The sequence below is a fragment of the Agrobacterium sp. ST15.13.013 genome, from assembly GCF_027956525.1.
In the GTDB taxonomy this organism is placed as follows: Bacteria; Pseudomonadota; Alphaproteobacteria; order Rhizobiales; family Rhizobiaceae; genus Agrobacterium; species Agrobacterium salinitolerans.
Genome location: NZ_JAQKGP010000032.1, coordinates 1 through 23,801, shown reverse-complemented (window position 1 = coordinate 23,801; position 23,801 = coordinate 1). Strand labels below are relative to the sequence as shown.

Below are 23,801 nucleotides of genomic sequence, written 5' to 3'. Positions count from 1 at the left end.
GAGGGCGGGCGCGTGGCGCCAGCCTTTCTCTTGAGTGATGGTTATGCCTTTCCGTGCATGGATTCAATGCCGGGATAGGGTGCGGATTGGCAGGTATGAAGATCGAAGATGCGGAAATGCGGCTGGGGGCCGGCCGCTTTCGGGGTGAATATGATGCGACGCGTTTCGCCCGAGGCAAGGTCGAAAAGGTTGTCGGAATACCGTCCGGGCTGATCTGCCTCCAGCATGACGAAGAGCGCGAGACCGGCAGCGGTGACATCGATTTCGAACTGACCGTTTTTCAGCGGGCCAACGGAAAATTCCAGGCCGGCGGGCTGAAGCTCCAGCGCCTTGTAGGTGTCGCGCACATGATGGCCTTCGCCGGTCATGCCATTGGAGGCAATGAAGTTCCAGGCAAGGAGGGCGCCATCAGGCAGGGCGTCCATGTCGATATCGGTCAGCGTCGCGGCCTTATCCGTCGCGCATGTGCCGTTGGCGGATTTCAACGGCACGCGGTGGCCGTCCATGGTCAGGGCAACGATGTTCATGTCAATTTCCACATCCTCCGCCGTGTCGTTGACCATGGAGAATTTCACCCGGCGTCCATCTTCTGAAGGGATGGCCGAGACCGTGACCGGCTGGAAGAAACGGCGGGCGGCATAGTGCAGCGCCTTCCAGCCGCCGCCATAATCGAGGCTCGACCATGAGGCGACCGGCCAGGTGTCGTTGAGCTGCCAATAAAGCGTGCCCATGCAATGGGGCTTGAGCGAGCGCCAGTAATCGACAGCCGTGCGTATGGCCAGCGCCTGCTGCACCTGACTGAGATAAACGAAATTCTTGAAATCGTTGGGGAAGCGGAAGTAGCGGAACATGGTGCCCGCAATCCGCTCATTGCCGCCGACATTCTTCTGGTGCAGTTCGATGACCGGGGAGGCGATGTTCATGTCCTTCTCTTCCGCATAGGTGCGGATGACAGGCATGGACGTATAGGATTGGAAACCGAATTCGGAGCAGAAGCGCGGTTTCACCTGATGATAATTGTCGAACGACTTGTTCTCATGCCAGACGGACCAGTAATGCATGTCGCCGGAACCATCCGCGTGCCAGGCATCGCCATAATCGAGATAACCGGAGGCGGGGCTTGACGGCCACCAAAGCGCTTCGGGAGCGGCTTTTTTCAGGGCTTTTTCGATAGTGCGGTTCAGGCGGTCGTAAGCCACGAGATAACGGTCGCGATTGTTGCGGGATTCATCGAACCAGGTCAGCGCGCCCACCAGTTCGTTATCACCGCACCAGAGTGCGATGGACGGATGCGAGGAGAGGCGTTTGACCTGATAATCGACCTCGTGTTCGACATTGTCGAGGAAGTCATCGGTGCAAGGATAGAGATTGCAAGCGAACATGAAGTCCTGCCAGACCAGAAGGCCGAGACGGTCGCAGAGATCATAGAACCAGTCTTCCTCATAAAAGCCGCCGCCCCAGACACGTATCATGTTCATATTGGCCTCGACCGCGGAGCAGAGGAGATCTTCGGTCTTTTCCCGGCTGGTCAGCGAATAAAGCGCATCGGCGGGAATCCAGTTGGCGCCGCGGCAGAAGATTTCCCGTCCGTTGATGCGGAAGGCGAAGCGGCTGCCGGCCTCATCCTTGTCGGTCAGAAGCTCGATGGTCCTGAAGCCGATCTGCCGGGTCACGGTCTCATCGGGCAATTCCACGGTCAGTCTGTAGAGCGTCTGCTCGCCACTGCCGACCGGCCACCAGAGTTCCGGATTTTCCACGAAGAAGACGTGGCGTATCACCGTTTCGCCGGCGCCGACGCCGCAATCGAGCCTGAGCCTATCGTCATTCAGCGACAGATAGACCGGCAGGCTTGCCGGTCCCTCGGCAAAAAGGGTGACGGCCACATGCAGTTCGACACCGCCTTCGACATGGTGCTGCGAGGTAACGACATGTTCGATGCGGGCCGTATCGAGCCGCTTCAGCAGGATTTTGCCGTAAAGTCCAAGCGGCGCAATTGCGATATTCCAATCCCAGCCGAAATGGCATTGCGGCTTGCGCAGCATGTTGCCATTGGCAATGGGTGAATTGCCGGGGTGATAGGGAATATAAAAAGGCTGCCGCGCCTGCCGGTCCGCACCGGCAGCGATATTGGAATGGAAATGAATCCGGATTGTGTTTTCACCCGGCCGCACAGCCCGCGAAACATCCGGGCGGTAACGGCGAAAACAATTGTCGGCGCTCAGGACCGGGACGTCGTTGACGAAGACGATGGCGACCGTGTCGAGGTAATCGATATCGAGATACCAGCTGGCGTCCGCCTCATCGAGAATGAAAGTGCGCTCAAGGATCCAGTCTCGCTGCGCGACCCATTGCACCGCCTTTTCATTGGCGCCGTGATAGGGATCAGGAATGACGCCCGCATTTTTGAGCGCGGTGTGAATATCGCCCGGTACGGAAAGCTGGGTGGCGTGGTCTCCTTCCACCGAGCTCAGGCGCCAGGACCCGGCCAGATCGACGACGGTTTCGGGCGAGGAAGAAGAAAGCATAATCGGACCCTGCATAATATGAATTCAACGAAGACGGCCGGCATTATGATGCAGGCTTGTGTCAGAATATGGGGAGAATGGATCGACGCAAAGCGGCCGTGATACGTTTATGCGGCCTTGCGATTTCCTCCCTCCGGCAACGTTACCGTAAAACAACCCTCCCGTCATTCCTTTGAATGTCCTGTGCACGCCAGAAAAATACCGGGCGTTTATTGAGTGGGATGCAGAAGTTCTGGTGAGTGATGATTTTGTTGTTTTATCAATTTATATCAGTAATTTATTCTATTTATTTAATTTAAATAATTAGGATGTTTGTCCGTCAATATCCACAATTTCCAGACCTTGAGGAGTGGCTGACGGCGGGGAGATATTTTCTCGATCTATATCGTTATAGCCGGATCGGCGGATATGCAGAAAAGGCCCACTCTGTGGCCGAGACCTTTGCCTTTGCAACAGAGCAAAAGCTATCTATGATTATCGTTCGGTAAAGCGTGGCGAAATGACATGAACGATACTGGAAAATCCGGCAGGGACGACATATCCGCGACGACGGGCGAGCGTCCGACCTTGAAGACCATCGCCTATATGACGGGTCTCGGCATCACCACCGTTTCGCGCGCACTGAAGGATGCGCCCGATATCGGCGCTGAAACCAAGGAGCGCGTGCGACTGATCGCCCGGCAGATCGGTTACCAGCCAAACCGCGCCGGGGTGCGCCTTCGCACCGGCAAGACCAATGTGATTGCCCTTGTGCTGAGCGTCGATGAAGAACTGATGGGTTTTACCAGCCAGATGGTATTCGGCATCACCGAGGTTCTTTCCACGACACAATATCATCTGGTTGTGACGCCCCACATCCATGCCAAGGATTCGATGGTGCCGATCCGCTATATTCTCGATACCGGTTCGGCGGATGGGGTCATTATTTCGAAAATCGAGCCCAACGATCCGCGCGTTCGTTTCATGACCGAGCGCAACATGCCCTTCGTCACCCATGGGCGGTCCGATATGGGCATCGACCATGCTTTTCACGATTTCGATAATGAGGCCTATGCCTATGAGGCGGTCGAGCGGCTGGCGCAATGCGGACGCAAAAGGATCGCCGTCATCGTGCCGCCATCGCGGTTTTCGTTCCACGATCACGCCCGCAAGGGGTTCAACCGGGCGATCAGGGATTTCGGCCTTAGCGAATTTCCGCTGGACGCCATCACCATCGAAACACCGCTTGAAAAAATCCGCGATTTCGGCCAGCGGTTAATGCAATCCGATGACCGTCCCGACGGCATCGTTTCGATCAGCGGCAGCAGCACCATCGCGCTGGTGGCGGGTTTCGAAGCAGCGGGTGTTAGGATCGGCGAAGATATCGATATCGTCTCGAAACAGTCCGCCGAGTTCCTGAACTGGATCAAACCGCAGATCCACACCGTCAATGAAGATATTAAGCTGGCGGGCAGGGAGCTTGCAAAGGCCCTTCTGGCGCGCATCAACGGCGCGCCGCCGGAAACCCTGCAGGGCATCAGCAGCCCTGTCTGGTCTTCGATGGCGCCGAAGCCGTAGCGAGCTGCTTTGCGATTGATGGCGCGACGTGCCTACCCAGCGATTGTCGCGCCTCGTTTTCTTATGCGTTACTTTATATTTCAATCGCAAGTAACTGTTTTGAAATATGCGTTCTTCCGGTAATTCACGCTTCGGCCGTTTCCGGTTCAAAGCCGGAATGACGCCGCCGAAGCGTTAGGGGCAGCAAATGCGCATCAGGACAGGCAGTCCTTCAGCGAGCCGGCAATGCCGCGCATCAGCTTGAAATAGAGGTCCGGGCCGGGTTCCAGTGTTGCAGCCTCCGGATCGAGCGTCGCCGATTTCGCGGCGGTGCCTTCGGTGATGACCGAAATCAGCTTCGGCTCGAATTGCGGTTCAGCGAAGACGCAGGTTGCGCCGAGTTGGCGAACCTTTTCCTGCATCTGTTTGACGCGGTCCGCCCCCGGCAGGGTTTCGGGGCTTACGGTGATCGATCCCGCCGTCTTCACGCCGTAACGATGCTCGAAATATTGATAGGCATCGTGGAAGACGATGAAGGGCTTGTCCTTCACCGGCTTGACCGTTTCCCTGAGTTCGGCATCGAGCGCATTTAGGTCGTCTATCAGTTTTTTGGTATTGGCCTGATAGGTCGCGGCATTGCCGGCATCGGCGGCGATCAGAGCGGTTTCTATCGTCTGCGCCATGGCCTTGGCATTGGCGGGGTCGAGCCAGAGATGGGTGTCATAAGCGCCGTGGTCATGGTCCCCGTGGCCCTCCGCATGGTCGTGTCCATGATCGTGTGCGCCTTCCTCTTCGGCGTGGCCGTTATGTGCATCATGGCCTTCGTCGCCATGGTCGTGTGCTTCAAAGGGGCCGCCTTCACGGAAGGGCAGCTTCTCGAGCCCCTTGGCGTCTTCCAGTTCAACCACGGTCGCCTTGCTGGCAAGCGCCTCCAGCGGCTTTTCCAGGAATGCTTCCAGTCCCGGCCCGACCCAGAAGACCACATCCGCCTTTTCCAGCTTGCGCGCGTTGGAAGGTCTGAGATTATAGGTATGCGGTGAGGCAGCGCCGTCGACGATGAGCTGCGGTTCGCCGACGCCCTGCATGATGGCGGCGACGAGAGAATGGACGGGCTTGATCGAGACCACGACATCGGGCGCGGCGGTGGCGCCTGAAGCGGCCGCCGCTATTGCCACGGATGCCATGAGCGGGACCAGGAACGATTTCATGAAATGCACTCCACTTGAACAAGTATAGTTATGTTATTACATTTATTGCGTAACTCTATAACGTATGCAATAGCGGTAGGCAACATCGCCGAACGGACAATGCCATGCTTCATTCCGCCCGTAAGGGTAACGATACACTGGTTTCCCTTGCCAATGCCGGCGTGCAACGCAACGGCCGATGGCTGGTGCGCGGCGTGGAGTTTTCCGTCAGCAAAGGCGAGATCGTCACGCTGATCGGCCCGAACGGTTCCGGCAAGTCAACGAGCGCGAAAATGGCAATCGGTGTGGTGAAGCCGACTGAGGGCGAGGTCTCGCGCATTGCCGGTCTGAGGGTCGGTTATGTGCCGCAGAAGCTTTCGGTTGATTGGACCATGCCGCTTTCGGTGCGCCGGCTGATGACGCTGACCGGGCCGCTGCCAGCCCGTGAAATCGACGCGGCGCTGAATGCGACTGGCATTGCGCATCTTGCCAATGCCGAGGTCCAGCACCTTTCCGGCGGCGAGTTCCAGCGCGCGCTTCTGGCTCGCGCCATCGCCCGCAAGCCCGATCTGCTGGTTCTTGACGAGCCCGTGCAGGGTGTTGATTTCTCCGGCGAGATAGCTCTCTATGATCTGATAAAAAATATCAGAAATTCAAATAATTGCGGAATTCTGTTAATCTCCCATGACCTGCATGTGGTGATGGCGGAAACCGATACCGTGATATGCCTGAACGGCCATGTCTGCTGCCGGGGCACGCCGCAGGCTGTGAGCCAGAGCCCGGAATATATGCGGCTGTTCGGTGGCGCCGCGGCCAAGGCGCTTGCCGTCTACAGCCACCATCACGATCATACCCATTTGCCCGATGGCCGGGTGCAGCATGCGGATGGTTCGGTGACCGATCATTGCCACCCGGAGGATGGGCACCATCATATGCATGACCATGGCCACCATCACGACAACCATGACGAATGCGGCTGCGGCCATGAGCATGAACATGGGGGCCATACGCCTTCCAGTGAGCGGCAGGGAGACCGCCATGTTTGACGATTTCTTCGTTCGCGCCATGGTCGCCGGTATCGGTGTTGCGCTGACTGCCGGTCCTCTCGGCTGTTTCGTCGTCTGGCGTCGCATGGCCTATTTCGGCGATACAATGGCCCATTCGGCGCTGCTCGGCGTCGCGCTGTCGCTGCTGTTGCAACTCAACCTCATCGTCAGCGTCTTTATGGTGGCGTCGGCCGTGTCGATCCTGCTTCTCTTCTTGCAACGGCGGCAGGCGCTTTCTTCCGACGCGCTGCTTGGCATCCTGTCCCATTCCGCGCTGGCGATCGGTCTCGTCATCGTCGCCTTCATGAGCTGGGTGCGCATCGATCTCGTCTCGTTCCTGTTCGGCGATATTCTCGCCGTCACCCGCAGCGATATCGCCCTGATATGGGGCGGCGGGCTGGTGGTCGTCATCTCCATGGTGTTCCTGTGGCGGTCGCTGCTTGCCTCCACCGTCAATACCGAACTGGCGGAAGCCGAGGGGCTGAACCCGGAGCGGGCGAAGCTGATCTTTACGCTGTTGATGGCGCTGGTGATCGCTATTGCCATGAAGGTGGTCGGCATCATGCTCATCACCTCGCTGCTCATCATACCGGCCGCGACGGCGCGGCGTTTTTCCAGCACACCGGAGGTGATGGCGGTGGTGGCTTCACTGATCGGTGCGGTCGCCGTTGTCGGCGGCCTGTTCGGCTCGCTGACCTATGATACGCCGTCCGGCCCATCCATCGTGGTTGCCGCGGTGATCCTCTTCGTTATAAGCCTGTTGCCGGCGCCGGGTTTTTCCCGCGACGCGGATGAAGGAGGCAGATCATGAATGCTCAGACCCAGCAGAACCTCACCAAGAACCAGTCGCTGGTCATGAATGCCCTCTCAAACGCGCATCAGCCGCTGAGCGCCTATATGATCCTCGACAAGCTGCGCGACGAGGGGTTTCGTGCGCCGCTGCAGGTCTACCGGGCGCTGGAAAAGCTGGTGGAATTTGGTCTCGTGCACCGGCTCGAGAGCCTCAACGCCTTTGTCGCCTGCACCCATACGCAGGCAGAGTGCTGCTCGCAGCACCATGGCACGGTGGCTTTCGCCATCTGCGAGTCCTGCGGACAGGTGACGGAATTCCACGATCACGAAATCGACCACCGTCTCGAGCGCTGGGTGAAGGACAGCAAGTTCAAGGCGGAAAAGACCACCATTGAAATTCGCGGCCTCTGCGCCGCCTGCTCGGCTTAATCTCACGACGGGGCGGGCGTAGGCGCCCGCCGTTTCCTATCACTCGATGATCGTCAGATCCTTCGAAAAACGTTTCCAGTTTTCGATGTATTTCTCCGCCGAGCGGCGAAGCCCCGCGACGGTGTCATCATCCAGCGTCCGGATGGCGCGCGCCGGCGAGCCGACAATCAGGGAATTGTCCGGAAATTCCTTGCCCTCCGTCACCAGCGCATTGGCGCCGACGAGGCAGTTGCGGCCGATCTTCGCACCATTCAGGATCGTCGCGCCCATGCCGATGAGCGAATTGTCGCCAATGGTGCAGCCATGAACGATGGCATGGTGGCCGATGGTGCACATTTCGCCAATGACGGCGGGAAAACCGGGATCGCTATGCACCATCACGCCTTCCTGAATATTGGTGCCGCGCCCGATGCTGATCGGCTCGTTATCACCGCGCAGCGTCGCGCCGAACCAGATGCCGACATCGTCGCCGAGCGTGACCGAACCAATGACATTGGCATCTGGCGCGAGCCAGTAACGATCCGGGGCAGGGGTTTGTGGCACCCGGTCGGCGAGGCGATAAAGCGGCATGGCGGTGTCCTTCCCTTTTGTTTTTTACGGCCTTTAGGCAACCGTCACGCCAAGCGTGCCGACACCCTCGACGCCGCATTCGATGCGGTCGCCGCGCACGATCGGGCCGACGCCGGCCGGCGTGCCGGTCATGATGACGTCACCGGCGGCAAGCGTGAACAGCTTGGAGAGCTCGGCAATCACTTCCGGCACCTTCCAGATCATCTGGGCAAGGTCGCCCGTCTGCTTGCGTTCGCCATTGACGTCGAGCCAGATCGCGCCGGTGGCGGGATGGCCGATCCTGTCTGCGGGAACGATGGGGGAGACCGGTGCGGAATATTCGAAGGCCTTCGCGCCTTCCCAGGAGCGGCCCATCTTCTTCAGGCCGTCCTGCAGGTCGCGGCGGGTCATGTCGATACCGACGGCGTAACCCCAGACATGGTCCAGTGCCGAAGACGCCGGGATATCGGCGCCGCCACTTTTCAGAACCACGACACATTCGACTTCGTAATGTACGTTCGATGACAGCGGCGGGTAGGGGAAGTCCTCACCGGCTTGCAGCAGATTGTCCGGGTTCTTCTGGAAATAAAAGGGCGGCTCGCGCGAGGGATCGTGGCCCATCTCAATGGCGTGATCGGCATAATTGCGGCCGACGCAATAGACCCGCCGTACGGGAAATAGGTCGCCCGTGCCTTCAACGGGCAGGAGAACGGGTTTGGGAGCGGGGATGACGGTGGCGGCCATGTGGATTTCCTGTCGTCTTTTTTGAGTGCAATTCTTGTCCCGCGATTCCGGGGCGATTTCCAGTTCAAAATGACCCTGCCTGCAAAACTGGCTTTTTACGGTCCTTTGTTGTAGAAGCCGGCGCAAAGAGGTTAATCCATGTACAGACAAGCGCTTGCCAGCGGCGAAAAAATCTTCGCCGTGGCCCCCATGATCGATTGGACCGATACGAGGTGCAGATTTCTGCACCGGCAATTGTCGAAGCGCGCTTTGCTGTTTAGCGAAATGATCGTTGCCGACGCCATCATCCATGGCCAGCGTGAGAGGTTGCTCGGTTACCACCCGCAGGAACATCCCGTGGCCTTGCAGCTCGGCGGTTCTGATCCCGCCAAGCTTGCCGAAGCGGTGCGGATCGCCGGGGACTATGCTTATGATGAGATCAATCTCAATGTCGGCTGCCCATCGGATCGGGTGCAATCGGGCACTTTCGGTGCATGCCTGATGCGCGAGCCCGACGTTGTGGCGCAATGCGTATCGGCAATGAAGGCTGTCGCTCGCGTGCCGGTTACGGTGAAATGCCGGATCGGGGTGGACGATCAGCAGCCGGAAGCGGTTCTGCCGGATTTTCTGAGGCGGGTTGTTGCCGCAGGCGCGGACGCTGTCTGGGTTCATGCGCGAAAAGCCTGGCTTCAGGGGCTTTCGCCGAAAGAAAACCGCGAGGTGCCGCCTCTCGATTATGATCTCGTCTATCGCATGAAGCGGGAGAACCCTCACGTCTTCATCGGTATCAATGGCGGTATCGCTGATCTGGATCAGGCGAGCAGGCATCTCCAACATATGGATGGCGCAATGCTCGGCCGCGCCGCTTATCACAACACGTCTATTCTTGCCGATGTCGACCATCGCATCTATGGCGAAGAGGCTCGCCAGCCGGACTGGATGGCGCTGCGAGATGCGATGATGGCCTATGCCGCCGACTATATCGCCGCAGGCGGACGTCTCAACCACGTCACCCGCCACATGGTCGGACTGTTTCAGGGCATGCCTGGCGCGCGTCGTTTTCGGCAAATCCTTTCAAGCGACGCCACTCGTCCGGGGGCAGGGCCGGAGGTGATCGAGGCCGCTTTTGCGACAATCGATTTCAGCCCGACGAAAGAAATGGCGGGCTGAAAGCGCTCAGACCGCTTTTTGCAGTTCCTGCGCACCCACGGGTGCATTGACCTTGCCGCCGGTGATGAAGAAGGCGAAGACGTCACGCGGGGTCTTTTCGACCGACCGCTCAGGCGCAATCAGCGGCAGATCGTCCGGCACGCCGCCCGCCGCATAGGTCTTGACCCGTTTGGCCCAGTCGCTGATCCCGGTCTGCGGATAACAGGTCTTGATATCGTCCTCGCCCTTCTGCAGGCGGCAATAGACGAAATCGGCGGTCACGTCCGGCAGCATCGGATAATCATGATGATCGGCGCAGACGACGGCGACCTTGTGTTTGGCGATGAGATCGATGAATTCCGGCACCTGGAATGTCTCGTTGCGGACCTCCACCACATGCCGCAGGGAGATACCGTCCTGTTTTTCCGGCAACAGCGCCAGAAACGCACCGAAATCATCCGCATCGAATTTCTTCGTGGGCGCAAACTGCCAGAGGATCGGGCCGAGATGGGCGCCGAGTTCCGTCAACCCTTGAGTCAAAAACTTCGTCATCGATTCACCGGCCTCGGCCAGAACCCTGCGATTGGTGACGAAGCGGCTTGCCTTCAGCGAGAAGACGAAATCCTCCGGCACTTCGGAAGCCCATTTGGCGAAGGTCTCCGGCCTCTGGCTGCTGTAATAGGTGCCGTTCACCTCAATGGCCGTAAGCTGCCGGCTGGCGTGCTCCAGCTGGCGCTTCTTCGGCAATTTTTCGGGATAAAACGTGCCTTCCCAGGGCTCGAAGGTCCAGCCGCCGATACCGGTGCGAATCGTGCCTGATGTCGACATGTGTTATTTCTCCTCCGGCCTTCGGCCTTTCGTACCCTTGCGACGAAAGCTGCGGATTACTCCGCAGCCTCCCGTTTTCCGGCTGGCCGGCGCTCCAGAAGCTCCTTCAGGAAATGACCGGTATAGGAACGCTCGACCTTCACAATGTCCTCCGGCGTGCCGGTCGCCACCACTTCGCCGCCGCCCGTGCCGCCTTCAGGCCCGATATCGATGATCCAGTCCGCCGTCTTGATGACTTCGAGATTGTGCTCGATCACCACGACGGAATTGCCCTGTTCGACCAACGCATGCAGCATTTCCAGCAGCTTGTTGACATCGTGGAAATGCAGGCCGGTCGTCGGCTCGTCGAGAATATAGAGCGTGCGGCCCGTCGAGCGCTTTGACAGTTCCTTGGCGAGCTTGACGCGCTGCGCCTCGCCGCCGGAGAGCGTATTGGCCTGCTGGCCGACCTTGATGTAACCGAGGCCGACATCAAACAGCGATTGCAGCTTGTCGCGCACCGCCGGAACCGCCGCGAAGAACTCCACACCTTCCTCGACCGTCATATCCAGGACATCGGCGATGGACTTGCCCTTGAAGGTGACATCCAGCGTCTCGCGATTGTAGCGCTTGCCGTGGCAGACATCGCAGGTGACGTAGACGTCGGGCAGGAAGTGCATCTCGATCTTGATGACGCCGTCACCCTGGCAGGCCTCGCAGCGGCCGCCCTTGACGTTGAAGGAGAAACGGCCCGGAGCATAACCGCGCGCCTTGGCTTCCGGCAGGCCTGCGAACCAGTCACGGATCGGCGTGAAGGCGCCGGTATAGGTGGCGGGGTTGGAACGCGGCGTGCGGCCGATCGGCGACTGGTCGATATCGATCACCTTGTCGATGAATTCGAAACCGTCGATGCGGTCGTGCTCGGCCGGGATTTCGCGCGCACCCATCACCCGGCGCGCCGCCGATTTATAAAGCGTCTCGATCAGGAAGGTGGACTTGCCGCCGCCAGATACGCCGGTTACGGCGGTGAAGACGCCAAGCGGCACAGCTGCGGTGACATTCTTCAGATTGTTGCCGCGTGCACCGAACACCTTGATCTCGCGGCCCTTCTTGGGCTTGCGGCGCTCAGCCGGCACGGCAACGCCGAGTTCGCCGGAGAGATATTTGCCGGTCAGCGATTTTGGATTGGCCATCACCTCCTGCGGCGAACCTTCGGCAATGACCTGGCCGCCGTGGATACCGGCCGCCGGGCCAATGTCGACCACATAATCCGCCGTCAGAATGGCATCTTCGTCGTGTTCGACCACGATGACGGTATTGCCGATATCGCGCAGATGTTTCAGCGTATCGAGCAGGCGGGCATTGTCGCGCTGGTGCAGTCCGATCGAGGGTTCGTCGAGAACATAGAGAACGCCTGTCAGGCCCGAGCCGATCTGCGAGGCCAGACGGATACGCTGGCTTTCACCGCCGGAAAGCGTGCCTGAATTGCGCGACAGGCTGAGATAATCCAGCCCGACATCGTTGAGGAAGCGCAGCCGTTCGCGGATTTCCTTGAGGATACGCACCGCGATTTCGTTCTGCTTGGCGTTGAGGTTTTCCGGCAGCACCTCAAACCAGTCGCGCGCCGTACGGATCGACATTTCGGTAACTTCACCGATGTGCAGCTTGTTGATCTTGACGGCGAGCGCTTCCGGCTTCAGGCGATAACCGGCGCAGGCCGGGCAGGGGGCCGCCGACATGTAACGTTCGATTTCCTCGCGCGCCCAGGCGCTGTCCGTCTCTTTCCAGCGACGTTCCAGATTGGGCACGATGCCTTCGAAATTCTTCACCGTCTTGTAGGAGCGGGCGCCGTCCTGATAGTTGAATTCGATCTTGTCATCGGTGCCCTGCAGGATGGCGTGCTGCGCTTCTTTCGACAGGTCCGACCATTTGCTCGACAGCTTGAAGCCGAAAGTCTTGCCGAGCGCTTCCAGTGTCTGGTTGTAATAGGGTGAGGAGGATTTGGCCCAGGGCGCTATCGCGCCGTCGCGCAGCGTACGGGCCGGCTCCGGTACGATGAGGTTTTCATCGACCTTCTGCTGCGAGCCGAGACCGTCGCAGCTGGGACAAGCGCCGAAGGGATTGTTGAAGGAGAACAGCCGCGGCTCGATTTCCGGAATGGTGAAACCGGAAACAGGGCAGGCGAATTTTTCCGAAAACAGCACCCGTTCATGGGTCTCGTTAAGCGACTTGTTGGCGGAGCCACCAGCGGCGGTTTCTTCCGGCGGCAGAGGTTTGTCGGCGAATTCGGCGATTGCCAGCCCGTCGGCGAGCTTGAGGCAGGTCTCGAGACTGTCGGCAAGGCGTGCGGCCATATCCGGGCGAACGACGGCGCGGTCGACCACCACGTCGATATCGTGCTTGTATTTCTTGTCGAGGGCAGGAACGTCGGCGATCTCGTAGAACTGGCCATCCACCTTGACGCGCTGGAAGCCCTTTTTCATCAGCTCGGCGAGTTCTTTCTTGTACTCGCCTTTGCGGCCGCGCACGATCGGCGCAAGAATATAAAGACGCGTGCCTTCCTCGAAAGCGAGGATGCGGTCGACCATCTGGCTGACCGTCTGGCTCTCGATCGGCAGGCCGGTTGCCGGCGAATAGGGCACACCGACGCGGGCGAACAGCAGGCGCATATAGTCATAGATTTCGGTGACCGTGCCGACCGTGGAACGCGGATTGCGCGACGTTGTCTTTTGCTCGATGGAGATTGCCGGCGACAGGCCGTCGATCTGGTCGACATCCGGCTTCTGCATCATTTCCAGGAACTGGCGCGCATAGGCCGAAAGGCTTTCGACATAACGGCGCTGGCCCTCGGCATAGATCGTATCGAAGGCAAGCGACGACTTGCCCGAACCGGAAAGGCCGGTCATGACGATCAGCTTGTTGCGCGGCAGATCCAGATCGATGCCCTTGAGGTTGTGCTCGCGGGCGCCACGGATGGAAATCGTCTTCAGTTCACTCATGACAAGGCTCGGACAAAAATAACAGGCTTGATGGCAGCGCGTCCTTATGTAGTGACGCAGCCGGATGTGTCGAGGTCTATTCCCAATCGGTCGCAGCTTTTCGGAATGCTTGACTCGAAATCTGCGATTTAATAGAACAAAAAAGGAACGAATTGCAAGCGCGAATGTCTGCTCCCGCAGCTTAAGATTATTCTTTGTGGATAGTTCCCCGGCTGCGGTGCCCTTTGCGGGCCGCGGCAGCTATTGTGTGGCGAATTTTTTGAAATGCAATTGCCGGTCATGATGGCCGGCGGACAGGATGACGAGATGGCTGGTAGCGTAAACAAGGTAATTCTGATCGGAAACGTGGGCGCCGATCCCGAAATCCGCCGGACGCAGGATGGCCGCCCCATCGCCAATCTGCGCATTGCCACTTCGGAGACCTGGCGGGACCGTAACAGCGGCGAGCGCCGCGAGAAGACCGAATGGCACACCGTCGTCGTCTTCAACGAAGGCCTTTGCAAGGTGGTCGAGCAATATGTCAAGAAGGGCGCCAAGCTCTATATTGAAGGCCAGTTGCAGACGCGCAAATGGCAGGACCAGACCGGTAACGACCGTTACTCCACCGAAATCGTGCTTCAGGGCTTCAATTCCACGCTGACGATGCTTGATGGTCGCGGCGAGGGCGGCGGCGGTGGCCGCAGCGGCGGCGGCGATTTCGGCGGCGGCAATGATTATGGCAGCGGCGGTGGTTCCGGTTACAGCGGCAGCGGCGGTTACGACCAGCAGTCGTCACCCCGCGGCGGCTCTTCCCGTGGCGGCAGCCAGCCTTCCGGTGGATTCTCCAACGATATGGATGACGATATCCCGTTCTGAGCGGAAGCTCGCAGATTGTGGAAGGCGGGCGTAGCAAGGCTGCTGCCCGCCTTTAATTTTAGATCGGCTCAGGCCGCCACCTTGTCCGCCAGCATCGCAACCATGACATCCGATTGCGACACGATGCCCACCATCTTTCCCTTGGCGTCGATAACCGGCAGGTAATGTAGACCTTCCTCCGCAAAACGGATGATGGCCTCCTCGATCGAGGTTTCAGGCTGCACGGTTTTTACCGGGGAGGTCATGATGTCCTTGACGGTATCGTTGGGGGCGCTTGCGCCTGATAGAATCCGGCGCAGCCGCTGCAGGAAGCCGATGGAGGGGCGACCGTTTCTCCAGCTTGCCTTCTCCAGGAAATCGGTCTGGGTAACGATGCCGAGGATTTCGGCCTTATCATTGGTGACGGGCAGTGCCTTGAAATGGTGGCTGCGCATCAACGCATGGGCGTGGCGCAGGCTGTCATCGGGGGCGACACCGATCACATCCCGCGACATGACACTGGCGCAATCGAGATGCAGCGCGCGGCGGCGGTAAGAGCGCAGTTCGGTCTTGCGCAGGATGGCTTCGAGCTCGTCCCGGTCAATATCGAGAAACTCGTCATATTCCTTCAGCACCTCATCGAGATCGCTGGAGGAAAAGCCGATTTTCTGGATAGGGGTGGGATCGGTGGTGCCATGGGCGGCCTTTCCAGACTTCAGGCCGTGGGGATAAGTGCGGCCGGTGGCATTGTTATAGACGAGCGCGAGTGCCAGAAGGATCAGTGAGTTTCCGGCGACCGGCCAGAGCAGGAAGTCATAACCGAGGCTGTGTACGGCGGGGCCGCCGAGAACGGCCGTCAACGCGACGGCACCGCTTGGCGGATGCAGGCAGCGCAGCGCCATCATGGCGGCAATGGCAAGGCTGACGGCGAGCGCGCTGGCGAGGAATGGATCCGGCACCAGTAGCGCTGCGGTTACACCCACGAAAGCCGATACGAGATTGCCGCACAGGATCGACCAGGGTTGCGCCAGCGGGCTGGAGGGCACGGCGAATAAAAGCACGGCCGAGGCGCCCATCGGTGCGATCATGGCGGGCAGGGTGGGATCGAAACGCAGAGCCAAACTGCCGAGAAGCCCAGTCAGCAGAATGCCTAAAAAGGCGCCGCTTGCGGAGCGCAGCCTTTCCCTGTTGCTGACGGGGGCGGCATCCGGGATGAGGCGGCGCAGCGTGGAGCGCATGAGAACAACTTTCGAGACCGGAAAAGATGCGCGTCTTTTAGCCGAAATGCCGGCCGGATTTAAAGCGCGGATTTTCCGGAGTTATAACCGCATACGGGATTTTGTTGCGCGGACATGGGATCGCACCGAAGATCAGAAATCAAAGGCCGATTTTATGCCGTCGACCACGAATTGCACCGATAGTGCCGCCAGCAGCACGCCGAGCAGCCGGGTGAGGATCGCACGGCCGGTATTGCCGAGAAAGCGGTCCATGCGTTCCGAGACGATCAGGGCTGCATAAACGAGGGCCATGGCGAAAGCGAGGATCAGGATGAGCACCACCATCTCGACCGTGGTCTTCATCGATCCGGCTAGCAGCACGGTGGCTGAAATGGCGCCCGGCCCGGCGATCAGGGGCAGCGCCAGCGGAAAGACCGCCAGATTGTGAAGCTGGTCCCTGGTGATGGCGATTTCGGAAGTCTTTTCCTTGCGCTCCTGGCGTTTTTCGAAAATCATCTCGAAGGAAATCCAGAACAGCAGAAGGCCGCCGGCGATGCGGAAGGCGCCGAGCGAGATGCCGAGAAGATTGAGGATCGCGAGGCCGAAAAGCGCGAAGACGGCGAGAATGCCGAAGGCGATGATGGAGCCGCGCAGCGCCACCTGGCTGCGCTGGTCGCGCGTCATGCCGACGGTGAGCGCCAGGAAAACGGGTGCGAGACCCGGTGGATCGAGTGTGACCAGAAGTGTGGTGAGCGCATTGATGAGCGTTTCGCTGCTGGCCATTCTTTCCCCGCTTATTGCCTTTTTGCATATGACCCTACGCAAGTCGTGGCTGCTTTGAAAGGGAACGGACCCACTTTTGCCGGGCTAAATCGTGAAAAGCGGCGTTCGTCTTGCAAATGACGCAAAAGCCTGTTCAAAACTCGCCGGGAAATTGGCTTAACGTTGCTGTTTCCGCTATAAAAATCCATCCGATTCTTAACAGAGAATGTGATCCGTTTTGACTGACCAGAGCCCCCCCGGCGGCGGAAAACTTCCGCCAGGCATTGAACCGATTTCCATCATGGAGGAAATGCAGCGGTCGTATCTCGATTACGCCATGAGCGTTATCGTGTCCCGCGCGCTTCCCGATGTGCGAGACGGCCTGAAGCCGGTCCATCGTCGTATCCTCTACGGCATGTCCGAACTCGGCATCGACTGGAACAAAAAATACGTCAAATGCGCCCGCGTTACCGGGGACGTGATGGGTAAATTCCATCCGCACGGCAATTCGGCGATCTACGACGCTTTGGCGCGCATGGCGCAGGACTGGTCGCTCCGCCTGCCGTTGATCGACGGGCAGGGCAATTTCGGCTCCATCGACGGCGATCCGCCGGCGGCAGAACGTTATACCGAATGCCGTCTGGACAAGGCCGCGCATTCGCTGCTCGACGATCTCGACAAGGAAACGGTCGATTTCCGCGATAACTATGACGGCACATTGCAAGAGCCAGTCGTCATTCCGGCCAAGTTCCCGAACCTTCTGGTCAACGGGGCAGGCGGCATCGCCGTCGGCATGGCCACCAATATTCCGCCGCACAATCTTTCTGAGGTTATCGACGGCTGTATCGCTCTCATCGAAAATCCGGCGATTGAGCTGCCGGAACTGATGCAGATCATTCCTGGCCCGGATTTCCCGACCGGCGCGCTGATCATGGGCCGGTCCGGCATCCGCTCGGCTTACGAGACGGGTCGCGGATCGGTCATCATGCGCGGCCGCGCCACCATCGAACCGATGCGCGGCGACCGCGAGCAGATCATCATCACCGAGGTTCCCTATCAGGTGAACAAGGCGTCGATGATCGAAAAGATGGCCGAACTGGTCAAGGAAAAGCGCATCGAGGGCATTTCCGACCTGCGCGACGAGTCCGACCGCCAGGGCTACCGCGTGGTCGTCGAGCTGAAGCGCGATGCCAATGCCGATGTCATCCTGAACCAGCTTTACCGTTACACGCCGCTGCAGACCTCCTTCGGCTGCAACATGGTGGCGCTGAACGGCGGCAAACCGGAGCAGATGACACTGCTCGACATGCTGCGCGCTTTCGTTTCGTTCCGCGAGGATGTCGTCAGCCGCCGCACCAAATATCTGCTGCGCAAGGCGCGTGAGCGCGCGCATGTGTTGGTCGGTCTGGCGATTGCGGTCGCCAATATCGACGAGGTCATCCGCGTCATTCGCCATGCGCCCGATCCCGCTTCGGCCCGCGAAGAGCTGATGACGCGGCGCTGGCCGGCGCAGGATGTGGAAAGCCTGATCCGTCTGATCGACGATCCGCGCCACCGCATCAATGAAGACGGCACCTACAATCTCTCGGAAGAGCAGGCGCGCGCCATTCTCGAACTTCGCCTTGCCCGCCTCACAGCGCTCGGCCGCGATGAAATCGGCGACGAACTGAACAAGATCGGCGCTGAAATATCCGAATATCTGGAAATTCTGTCGTCGCGCCTGCGCATCCAGCAGATCGTCAAGGACGAGCTTGTCGCCGTCCGTGACGAGTTCGGCACGCCGCGCCGTTCCGAGATTGTCGAGGGCGGCCCAGATATGGACGATGAAGACCTCATCGCCCGCGAGGACATGGTCGTCACCGTTTCGCATCTCGGCTACATCAAGCGCGTGCCGCTGACCACGTACCGCGCGCAGCGTCGCGGCGGCAAGGGCCGTTCCGGCATGGCGACGCGCGACGAGGATTTCGTCAACCGTCTCTTCGTTGCCAATACCCATACGCCTGTCCTGTTCTTCTCCTCGCGTGGCATCGTCTACAAGGAAAAGGTCTGGCGTCTGCCGATCGGCACGCCGCAGTCCAAGGGCAAGGCCCTCATCAACATGCTGCCGCTGGAGCCCGGCGAGCGCATCACCACCATCATGCCGTTGCCCGAGGACGAAACGACCTGGGAAACGCTGGATGTAATGTTCTCGACGACGCGTGGCACGGTTCGCCGCAACAAGCTCGGCGATTTCGTGCAGGTCAACCGCAATGGCAAGATCGCCATGAAGCTGGACGAGGAGGGCGATGAAATCCTCTCCGTTGAAACCTGTACGGACCGCGACGACGTGTTGCTGACGACCGCGCTCGGCCAGTGCATCCGCTTCCCCGTGGACGATGTGCGCGTCTTTGCCGGCCGCAACTCCGTCGGTGTGCGCGGCATCAACATGGCCGAGGGCGACCGCATCATCTCCATGACCATTGTGGGCCATGTGGAAGCTGAACCGTGGGAGCGCGCGGCCTATCTGAAGCGTTCGGCTACCGAGCGGCGTGCCGCAGGCGTTGATGAGGACGATATTGCGCTCGTCGGCGAGGAAGTTACAGAAGAGGGTGAACTCAGCGAAGAGCGTTATCAGGAACTGAAGGCGCGTGAAGAATTCGTGCTGACGGTTTCCGTGAAGGGCTTCGGCAAGCGTTCCTCTTCTTACGACTTCCGCACCTCGGGTCGCGGCGGCAAGGGCATCCGCGCCACCGATACGGCAAAGACCAACGAGATCGGCGAACTCGTCGCTGCCTTCCCGGTGGAGGAGGGCGACCAGATCATGCTGGTTTCCGATGGCGGTCAGCTCATCCGCGTTCCGGTCAACGGAATCCGCATCGCCAGCCGCGCCACCAAGGGCGTGACTATTTTCTCGACCGCCAAGGATGAGAAGGTGGTTTCCGTGGAGCGTATCAACGAGCCGGAAGGCGACGACGAAGCAGAAAACGGCAATGGCGAAGACGCCGCCGCCGATCTGCCTGATACGCTGGAGGCGCCGGAAAGCGAGGCGTAAGCCGCCTCGTTATCTTCGGCTACCAATCAAGAAAAACCCCGCGGCGCTCAGGCTCCGCGGGGTTTTTTGCTTGCGTCTTATCGACTGCGTTTGATTTTCAGCGGATCCGAATATGCACCGGTGCGCGGCCCGAGCGGCTTGCGACATGAAGGTGGATGTTTGCTTCCGGCTGATTGGAGCGCCAGGCGCGGGCGCCATGCGACAGAAGCAGCGCCACGAGATCGCGCGTCTTCGCCTTGGAACGGTTAAGACCGAGATCGGCGATACGCATCGCCGCCTCGTGAATGGGATGCAGAACCGACAGGTTGCCATGCCCGTTGCCAGACGCAATGTCCGAATAATTCTCGTTGACTGCCATCTTGGAAAGCCTCGCTACACATTACAAATTTCGAGGAGACAGGCGATGTTTCGAGCGTGAACCACCGCCTGCGAAAACGTCTGTTACTGGAGTGACGCCCAGCAGCTGACGCCTTTCTTTTTCAATGCATTGCATGCATTCACCGCGGCGTTCTGGCCATCGAAGCCGCCGAAACGGGCGCGGTAGATCTGGGAGCCGTCCTTGTTGAAGGCAACCGTGAAGGGCTTTGCGGAGCGCAGCGCCGCACCGCCTTTTTCCTGCGCGTTGTGCAACAGGCCGCGCGCGGAGTTCTCGTCGGGAGATGCTCCGATCTGGATCACCCAGCTTCCCTGCGGAATTTCCGACCTGGCCGAAACTGAAGGCGCGGAGACGACAGGTGTCGTAGTGGACGCGGTGACGATATTATCCACCTTGGTCGAGTTGGTGATCAGCTTACGGTCCGGCGCGGAAGGCGCACGAGCAATCGGGTCCTTGCCCTTCTGCCAGGTTGCTGCTTCCATTGCCTTGACGGCCGCATTGGAAGAGGAGCCTGCAAAAGCGGTGACCGGCGCTTCCTCGTAACGGGCCTGCGGGACTGGACCGGAATTGGGCAGGCCGGCTGCCGTTGCAGCAACTGCCACGGAAGGAACGGCAGCGGAGACGGCGGCGGGCTCTTCGACCGGTGCGGAGCGGGTCTGCGCGATCAGGTTGCTGTTGCCGCCACGCGATGCCTGCGGCAGGTATGTTGCGACAAGCTTGCGCATGGTGGCGTCACGGGCAGCGCTGGAGCGACCACCGAGAACGACGGCGACGATGGAACGTCCGTCAAGCTGAGCCGATGTGGCAAGGTTGCTGCCGGCTGCACGGGTATAACCGGTCTTGATGCCATCCACACCCTTCACGGTTCCGACAAGACGGTTATGGTTGCCGATAACCTGCTTGCCGAAGTTGAAGGTACGGGTGGAGAAGTAGCCGTAATATTGCGGGAAATGCTGGCGAAGCGCGATACCGAGACGGGCTTGGTCGCGTGCCGTTGTCATCTGCGCCGTGTTGGGCAGGCCGTTGGCGTTGCGATACGTCGTGCGGGTCATGCCGAGCGCTCGGGCCTTGGCGGTCATCATTCTGGCAAAACGGTCTTCCGAGCCGCCGAGATATTCGCCGAGCGCGGTTGCCATGTCATTTGCGGACCGGGTGACGAGTGCAAGGATGGCCTGTTCCACGGTGATGCTGCCGCCGGCGCGTACGCCGAGCTTGGACGGCGGCTCCTTGGCGGCGTTGGCTGACACCGGCACCTTCGAATCGAGCGAGATACGTCCGGTATTGAGCGCCTCGAATGTCAGATAAAGCGTCATCATCTTTGTCAGCGACGCCGGATAACGCAGCCCGTCCGGATCCTCGCCATAAAGAACCTTGCCGGTCTTGGCATCGATGACGATGCCCGCATATTTCGGATCGGCCTTTGCGGTTTGAACGGATGTTGCGGTTATGAACGCCGCAGCAAGGGTTAACGCAATAAACCTCACAAAAGACGTCGCACCCGCTTTGCGCGAATGTGCCCCGGATAGACTTTTCAACACTGCTGAACTCTTCAATCGCATATTTCTGTTCCGCTCGGACACGCCCCGCCCGATGCTCCGAGACAAAACTTTATCGGGTTGGCGTTACCAAGTGGTTTATGAAAGGTATCCGCCTTCCATAAAATGCGACTTTTCACACCCAATCTGTGCCGTGCTGTTTCACCGATTTCCGTCTTTTACGAGGCGGCGCTCGATATAGTTTTTCACCTCCGCATCCAGCTTTTGCCATTGGGGCAGCAGGGCGGAGGAGAAACGGTAGAACAGGCTGAGGTCCTGTCCGGCGTGAATATCCCTCTGACAATCGCTGCCGGTGGCCGCCTGCGGCGTTTGCGGCAGCAGGCAGCGCACCACATAGACGCTTTCGCCATCGCGATCGCCGGTCAATATGACTTCCTTGCCATAGCCGGAATCGGTCCGCAGACGGTGCAGCAGCAGGCCGTGCTTCAACGGCATCGGCTCTCCCTCCGTCAGCCGCGAATAGATCGGCCCGAAACGACCGGACATGTCCTCGGACATGGTGCTTTGCGAAAGCTGGATGAAAATCAGACCTGCCGCCTGCGCGGGATCGTCGAAAACGGCGCGATTCGCTTCCTCATACCCCTTGAGATCAGGCCAGCTTAGATAAAGGTCGACGCGCTCCCGTTCTCCGCCGATGCGCTCGGAAGGCGCCCGCAGGGTGTTTTTGGCAAGCCTCAGCCGGTCGTTGCCGATGACGATCTCGACCTCTTCGGTGTCCGTCGTCTGGCCGGCCTGAAGAATCCGCTCGCCATACCATTTGATGCCGACATTTAGGACGCCGAGAAAGACGAGCAGAATTGCGGTGATAAGGACGGACCGCAGCATGAGTGATGATGACAGCAGAGGTTTCTGGTCGTTCATGGGCTTCCACATTCATTCCGGCCGCTGGATGCGTTTCCCGCCGGGAAATAGGGGTGCAAAGCTTTAACCCGAGGCGATCGGCATTGAAATGATGTTTTGCCGCTGCTACCTGAGAACAACCAAGCAAAGGACGGCATATGGCAGCGCGCGACAGATATTCCCGGAAGCTCGAATGTTCCAAATGTGGTCATCAGGGTTTTGCCGAAGCGTCGGAATCGGATGACAAGAGCCGCCGGGACGTCGATTTTCGCATCGATGAAATGCCGCGCGGATTTCGCGCGGAGCGCGTCTCGGGCGATCCGACGGATTTCATGATCCGCTGCGCCCAGTGCGGCAATATATTCCGTTTCTTGCAGAAAACCGCCTATGCGCCCGGAGGCGAGCCGCGCGTGAAGGCCTGAAGGAAAGGTGCCAGCATGACCTTACCACAACAACCGAACGGAGCGCCGCAAAGGCGCAAGCCGATCTGGCCGTGGATCGTGCTGCTGGTGCTGACGCTCTCAGCCATTTATTCCTATAATCGCGCCAACGAAATCATCACCGAGTTGTCCGATAGCTTGCCGCCGGCGTTGCTAAATCTGTTCGAGGATATTTTTCGAGGTGACAGCCGGCACGGCAATGGCGGGCCGAGCATCGGCGTCTGAGACGATGGCGGTTATCGCCCGCTGGCCTTTCGGTCACGCTTCTTTTTTTTGTGGTCATAATAGAAAAAAAGCCCCGCAAAGAGGCGGGGCAGGTTGATCGCTCGGGGAAAGTTGGGCAATGCCCGGGAGCGATGGCCTGATATAAATGACAATAGTGCTGACGCGATAGGCCATTTCCGTCTCAAACAGTACGCCTATGCATAAATTTCACCCAATTTGCGGATTTTTGAACGATAAGTTGGCCGAATCTGTAAGACAACTTGACAGACTTTCACTTTGTTCTTTGCGTTGCCCAGAATTGCACATATTCGGCTTTAAGATAACGTGACATGAGCAAACGCATGGACAAATCGGGAATCCTCTTTGTGGCGCTTTTGCTGGCGCTTGTGGCAATCGTTTTAAGCCTGACGCTATTCGATACGGCTCAGCAGGCGCCGTCGATACCTTCAGGTGACGGATCCCTGTTGCCGCCGGCAACGACACCGGGGCAATGATCTGCCAACCACGAAAGAAGAGCGACGCCGCTCGACCGGTCGGGATTGACGACCTTTTTCAAACCGCTATAAAGCCTCACCACCGATGGATGGGTGTCCGAGTGGTTTAAGGAACCGGTCTTGAAAACCGGCGTGCGTGAGAGCGTACCGTGGGTTCGAATCCCACCCCATCTGCCATCAAGCTTTGTCCAGACCGGAGACATAGGTAACAGTTTGTACCTAAGACATAGGTGACAATCTCGTGCCGAACGGATTGTCGATTGTTTGCAGCGTTCTCTGTTCCA

Annotated in this window: 21 protein-coding genes and 1 tRNA gene; 11 read left to right on the top strand and 11 right to left on the bottom strand. The window is 59.1% G+C overall.

The genetic code is table 11. From position 1 onward, the window contains the following. Nucleotides 1-41: 41 nt before the first annotated feature. Entirely contained in the window at nt 42-2,540 is a 2,499-nt protein-coding gene (locus PL597_RS23215) for a beta-mannosidase (protein ID WP_271366325.1), read from the bottom strand. Nucleotides 2,541-3,029: 489 nt separating this feature from the next. On the opposite strand from PL597_RS23215, the gene PL597_RS23210 reads away from it, so the two are divergent. Further along, nucleotides 3,030-4,082 carry a LacI family transcriptional regulator gene (locus PL597_RS23210; RefSeq protein WP_137410393.1) on the top strand — a complete coding sequence of 351 codons (1,053 nt, stop codon included), beginning with the start codon at nt 3,030-3,032 and terminating at the stop codon, nt 4,080-4,082. A 194-nt stretch (nt 4,083-4,276) separates the two neighbouring features. Here PL597_RS23210 and znuA read toward each other — a convergent pair whose 3' ends face one another. Further along, on the bottom strand, nt 4,277-5,269 hold the full coding sequence (gene znuA, locus PL597_RS23205) for a zinc ABC transporter substrate-binding protein ZnuA (protein ID WP_271366324.1): 993 nt from the start codon (nt 5,267-5,269) through the stop codon (nt 4,277-4,279). 104 nt (nt 5,270-5,373) lie between these two features. Here znuA and znuC point away from each other — a divergent pair, with 104 nt between their 5' ends. From znuC to zur, 3 genes are read left to right on the top strand one after another with little or no spacing between them, the layout of a single operon-like run. Further along, nucleotides 5,374-6,294 (top strand): zinc ABC transporter ATP-binding protein ZnuC, encoded by a 921-nt coding sequence (znuC, locus tag PL597_RS23200; protein ID WP_077982276.1) that lies wholly within the window; start codon nt 5,374-5,376, stop codon nt 6,292-6,294. Beyond that, nucleotides 6,287-7,105, top strand: a complete 819-nt coding sequence (gene znuB, locus PL597_RS23195; RefSeq protein ID WP_142912231.1) for a zinc ABC transporter permease subunit ZnuB — start codon at nt 6,287-6,289, stop codon at nt 7,103-7,105. Before znuC ends, znuB begins: the two co-directional genes overlap by 8 nt. Beyond that, complete coding sequence (zur, locus tag PL597_RS23190; protein ID WP_077982278.1) at nt 7,102-7,515, top strand: zinc uptake transcriptional repressor Zur; 414 nt, start codon at nt 7,102-7,104, stop codon at nt 7,513-7,515. The genes znuB and zur overlap by 4 nt, the downstream gene beginning before the upstream one ends. A 39-nt stretch (nt 7,516-7,554) precedes the next feature. On the opposite strand, the gene PL597_RS23185 is transcribed toward zur, so the two are convergent. Together PL597_RS23185 and PL597_RS23180 are read right to left on the bottom strand one after the other, a co-directional pair. Then, complete coding sequence (locus tag PL597_RS23185; RefSeq protein ID WP_142912230.1) at nt 7,555-8,085, bottom strand: gamma carbonic anhydrase family protein; 531 nt, start codon at nt 8,083-8,085, stop codon at nt 7,555-7,557. 33 nt (nt 8,086-8,118) lie between these two features. Further along, entirely contained in the window at nt 8,119-8,808 is a 690-nt protein-coding gene (locus PL597_RS23180) for a fumarylacetoacetate hydrolase family protein (RefSeq protein WP_271366323.1), read from the bottom strand. A gap of 138 nt (nt 8,809-8,946) precedes the next feature. Between PL597_RS23180 and dusA the strand changes: the two genes are divergently transcribed. After that, the gene (dusA, locus tag PL597_RS23175) at nt 8,947-9,957 is read left to right on the top strand and encodes a tRNA dihydrouridine(20/20a) synthase DusA (protein ID WP_271366321.1); all 1,011 of its coding nucleotides are present in this window, start codon (nt 8,947-8,949) and stop codon (nt 9,955-9,957) included. 6 nt (nt 9,958-9,963) lie between these two features. On the opposite strand, the gene PL597_RS23170 is transcribed toward dusA, so the two are convergent. Both PL597_RS23170 and uvrA read right to left on the bottom strand, forming a co-directional pair. After that, a complete protein-coding gene (locus tag PL597_RS23170) occupies nt 9,964-10,764 on the bottom strand; it encodes a DUF72 domain-containing protein (protein ID WP_271366320.1) in 801 nt (266 codons plus the stop codon). Between the two features lie 56 nt (nt 10,765-10,820). Next, on the bottom strand, nt 10,821-13,742 hold the full coding sequence (gene uvrA / locus PL597_RS23165; protein ID WP_077982283.1) for an excinuclease ABC subunit UvrA: 2,922 nt from the start codon (nt 13,740-13,742) through the stop codon (nt 10,821-10,823). A gap of 264 nt (nt 13,743-14,006) precedes the next feature. Between uvrA and PL597_RS23160 the strand changes: the two genes are divergently transcribed. Continuing rightward, nucleotides 14,007-14,597, top strand: coding sequence for a single-stranded DNA-binding protein (locus PL597_RS23160; protein WP_271366318.1), 591 nt, complete (start codon nt 14,007-14,009; stop codon nt 14,595-14,597). A 68-nt stretch (nt 14,598-14,665) separates the two neighbouring features. Here PL597_RS23160 and PL597_RS23155 read toward each other — a convergent pair whose 3' ends face one another. After that, on the bottom strand, nt 14,666-15,814 hold the full coding sequence (locus tag PL597_RS23155; protein ID WP_077982284.1) for a CBS domain-containing protein: 1,149 nt from the start codon (nt 15,812-15,814) through the stop codon (nt 14,666-14,668). 132 nt (nt 15,815-15,946) lie between these two features. Continuing rightward, complete coding sequence (locus tag PL597_RS23150) at nt 15,947-16,576, bottom strand: MarC family protein (RefSeq protein WP_080790741.1); 630 nt, start codon at nt 16,574-16,576, stop codon at nt 15,947-15,949. A 217-nt stretch (nt 16,577-16,793) separates the two neighbouring features. Here PL597_RS23150 and gyrA point away from each other — a divergent pair, with 217 nt between their 5' ends. Continuing rightward, nucleotides 16,794-19,586, top strand: coding sequence for a DNA gyrase subunit A (gene gyrA / locus PL597_RS23145; RefSeq protein WP_077982286.1), 2,793 nt, complete (start codon nt 16,794-16,796; stop codon nt 19,584-19,586). Between the two features lie 97 nt (nt 19,587-19,683). On the opposite strand, the gene PL597_RS23140 is transcribed toward gyrA, so the two are convergent. The 3 genes from PL597_RS23140 to PL597_RS23130 all read right to left on the bottom strand — a co-directional run bounded on the left by PL597_RS23140 (nt 19,684) and on the right by PL597_RS23130 (nt 22,379). Further along, nucleotides 19,684-19,944 (bottom strand): hypothetical protein, encoded by a 261-nt coding sequence (locus PL597_RS23140; protein WP_077982287.1) that lies wholly within the window; start codon nt 19,942-19,944, stop codon nt 19,684-19,686. 83 nt (nt 19,945-20,027) lie between these two features. Continuing rightward, nucleotides 20,028-21,521, bottom strand: a complete 1,494-nt coding sequence (locus tag PL597_RS23135; RefSeq protein WP_142912223.1) for a D-alanyl-D-alanine carboxypeptidase — start codon at nt 21,519-21,521, stop codon at nt 20,028-20,030. Nucleotides 21,522-21,659: 138 nt separating this feature from the next. Further along, nucleotides 21,660-22,379 carry a hypothetical protein gene (locus PL597_RS23130; protein ID WP_271366316.1) on the bottom strand — a complete coding sequence of 240 codons (720 nt, stop codon included), beginning with the start codon at nt 22,377-22,379 and terminating at the stop codon, nt 21,660-21,662. Nucleotides 22,380-22,516: 137 nt separating this feature from the next. Here PL597_RS23130 and PL597_RS23125 point away from each other — a divergent pair, with 137 nt between their 5' ends. The 4 genes from PL597_RS23125 (at nt 22,517) to PL597_RS23110 (ending at nt 23,694) form a co-directional block, all read left to right on the top strand. Continuing rightward, nucleotides 22,517-22,780: a hypothetical protein gene (locus PL597_RS23125; protein ID WP_003502742.1), complete on the top strand. Its 264-nt coding sequence runs from the start codon at nt 22,517-22,519 to the stop codon at nt 22,778-22,780. Between the two features lie 15 nt (nt 22,781-22,795). Then, nucleotides 22,796-23,023: a hypothetical protein gene (locus PL597_RS23120; RefSeq protein ID WP_269823931.1), complete on the top strand. Its 228-nt coding sequence runs from the start codon at nt 22,796-22,798 to the stop codon at nt 23,021-23,023. Nucleotides 23,024-23,352: 329 nt separating this feature from the next. Next, on the top strand, nt 23,353-23,517 hold the full coding sequence (locus PL597_RS23115; protein ID WP_077982291.1) for a hypothetical protein: 165 nt from the start codon (nt 23,353-23,355) through the stop codon (nt 23,515-23,517). Nucleotides 23,518-23,604: 87 nt separating this feature from the next. Continuing rightward, nucleotides 23,605-23,694: transfer RNA gene (locus tag PL597_RS23110), tRNA-Ser, on the top strand. Nucleotides 23,695-23,801: the final 107 nt, after the last annotated feature.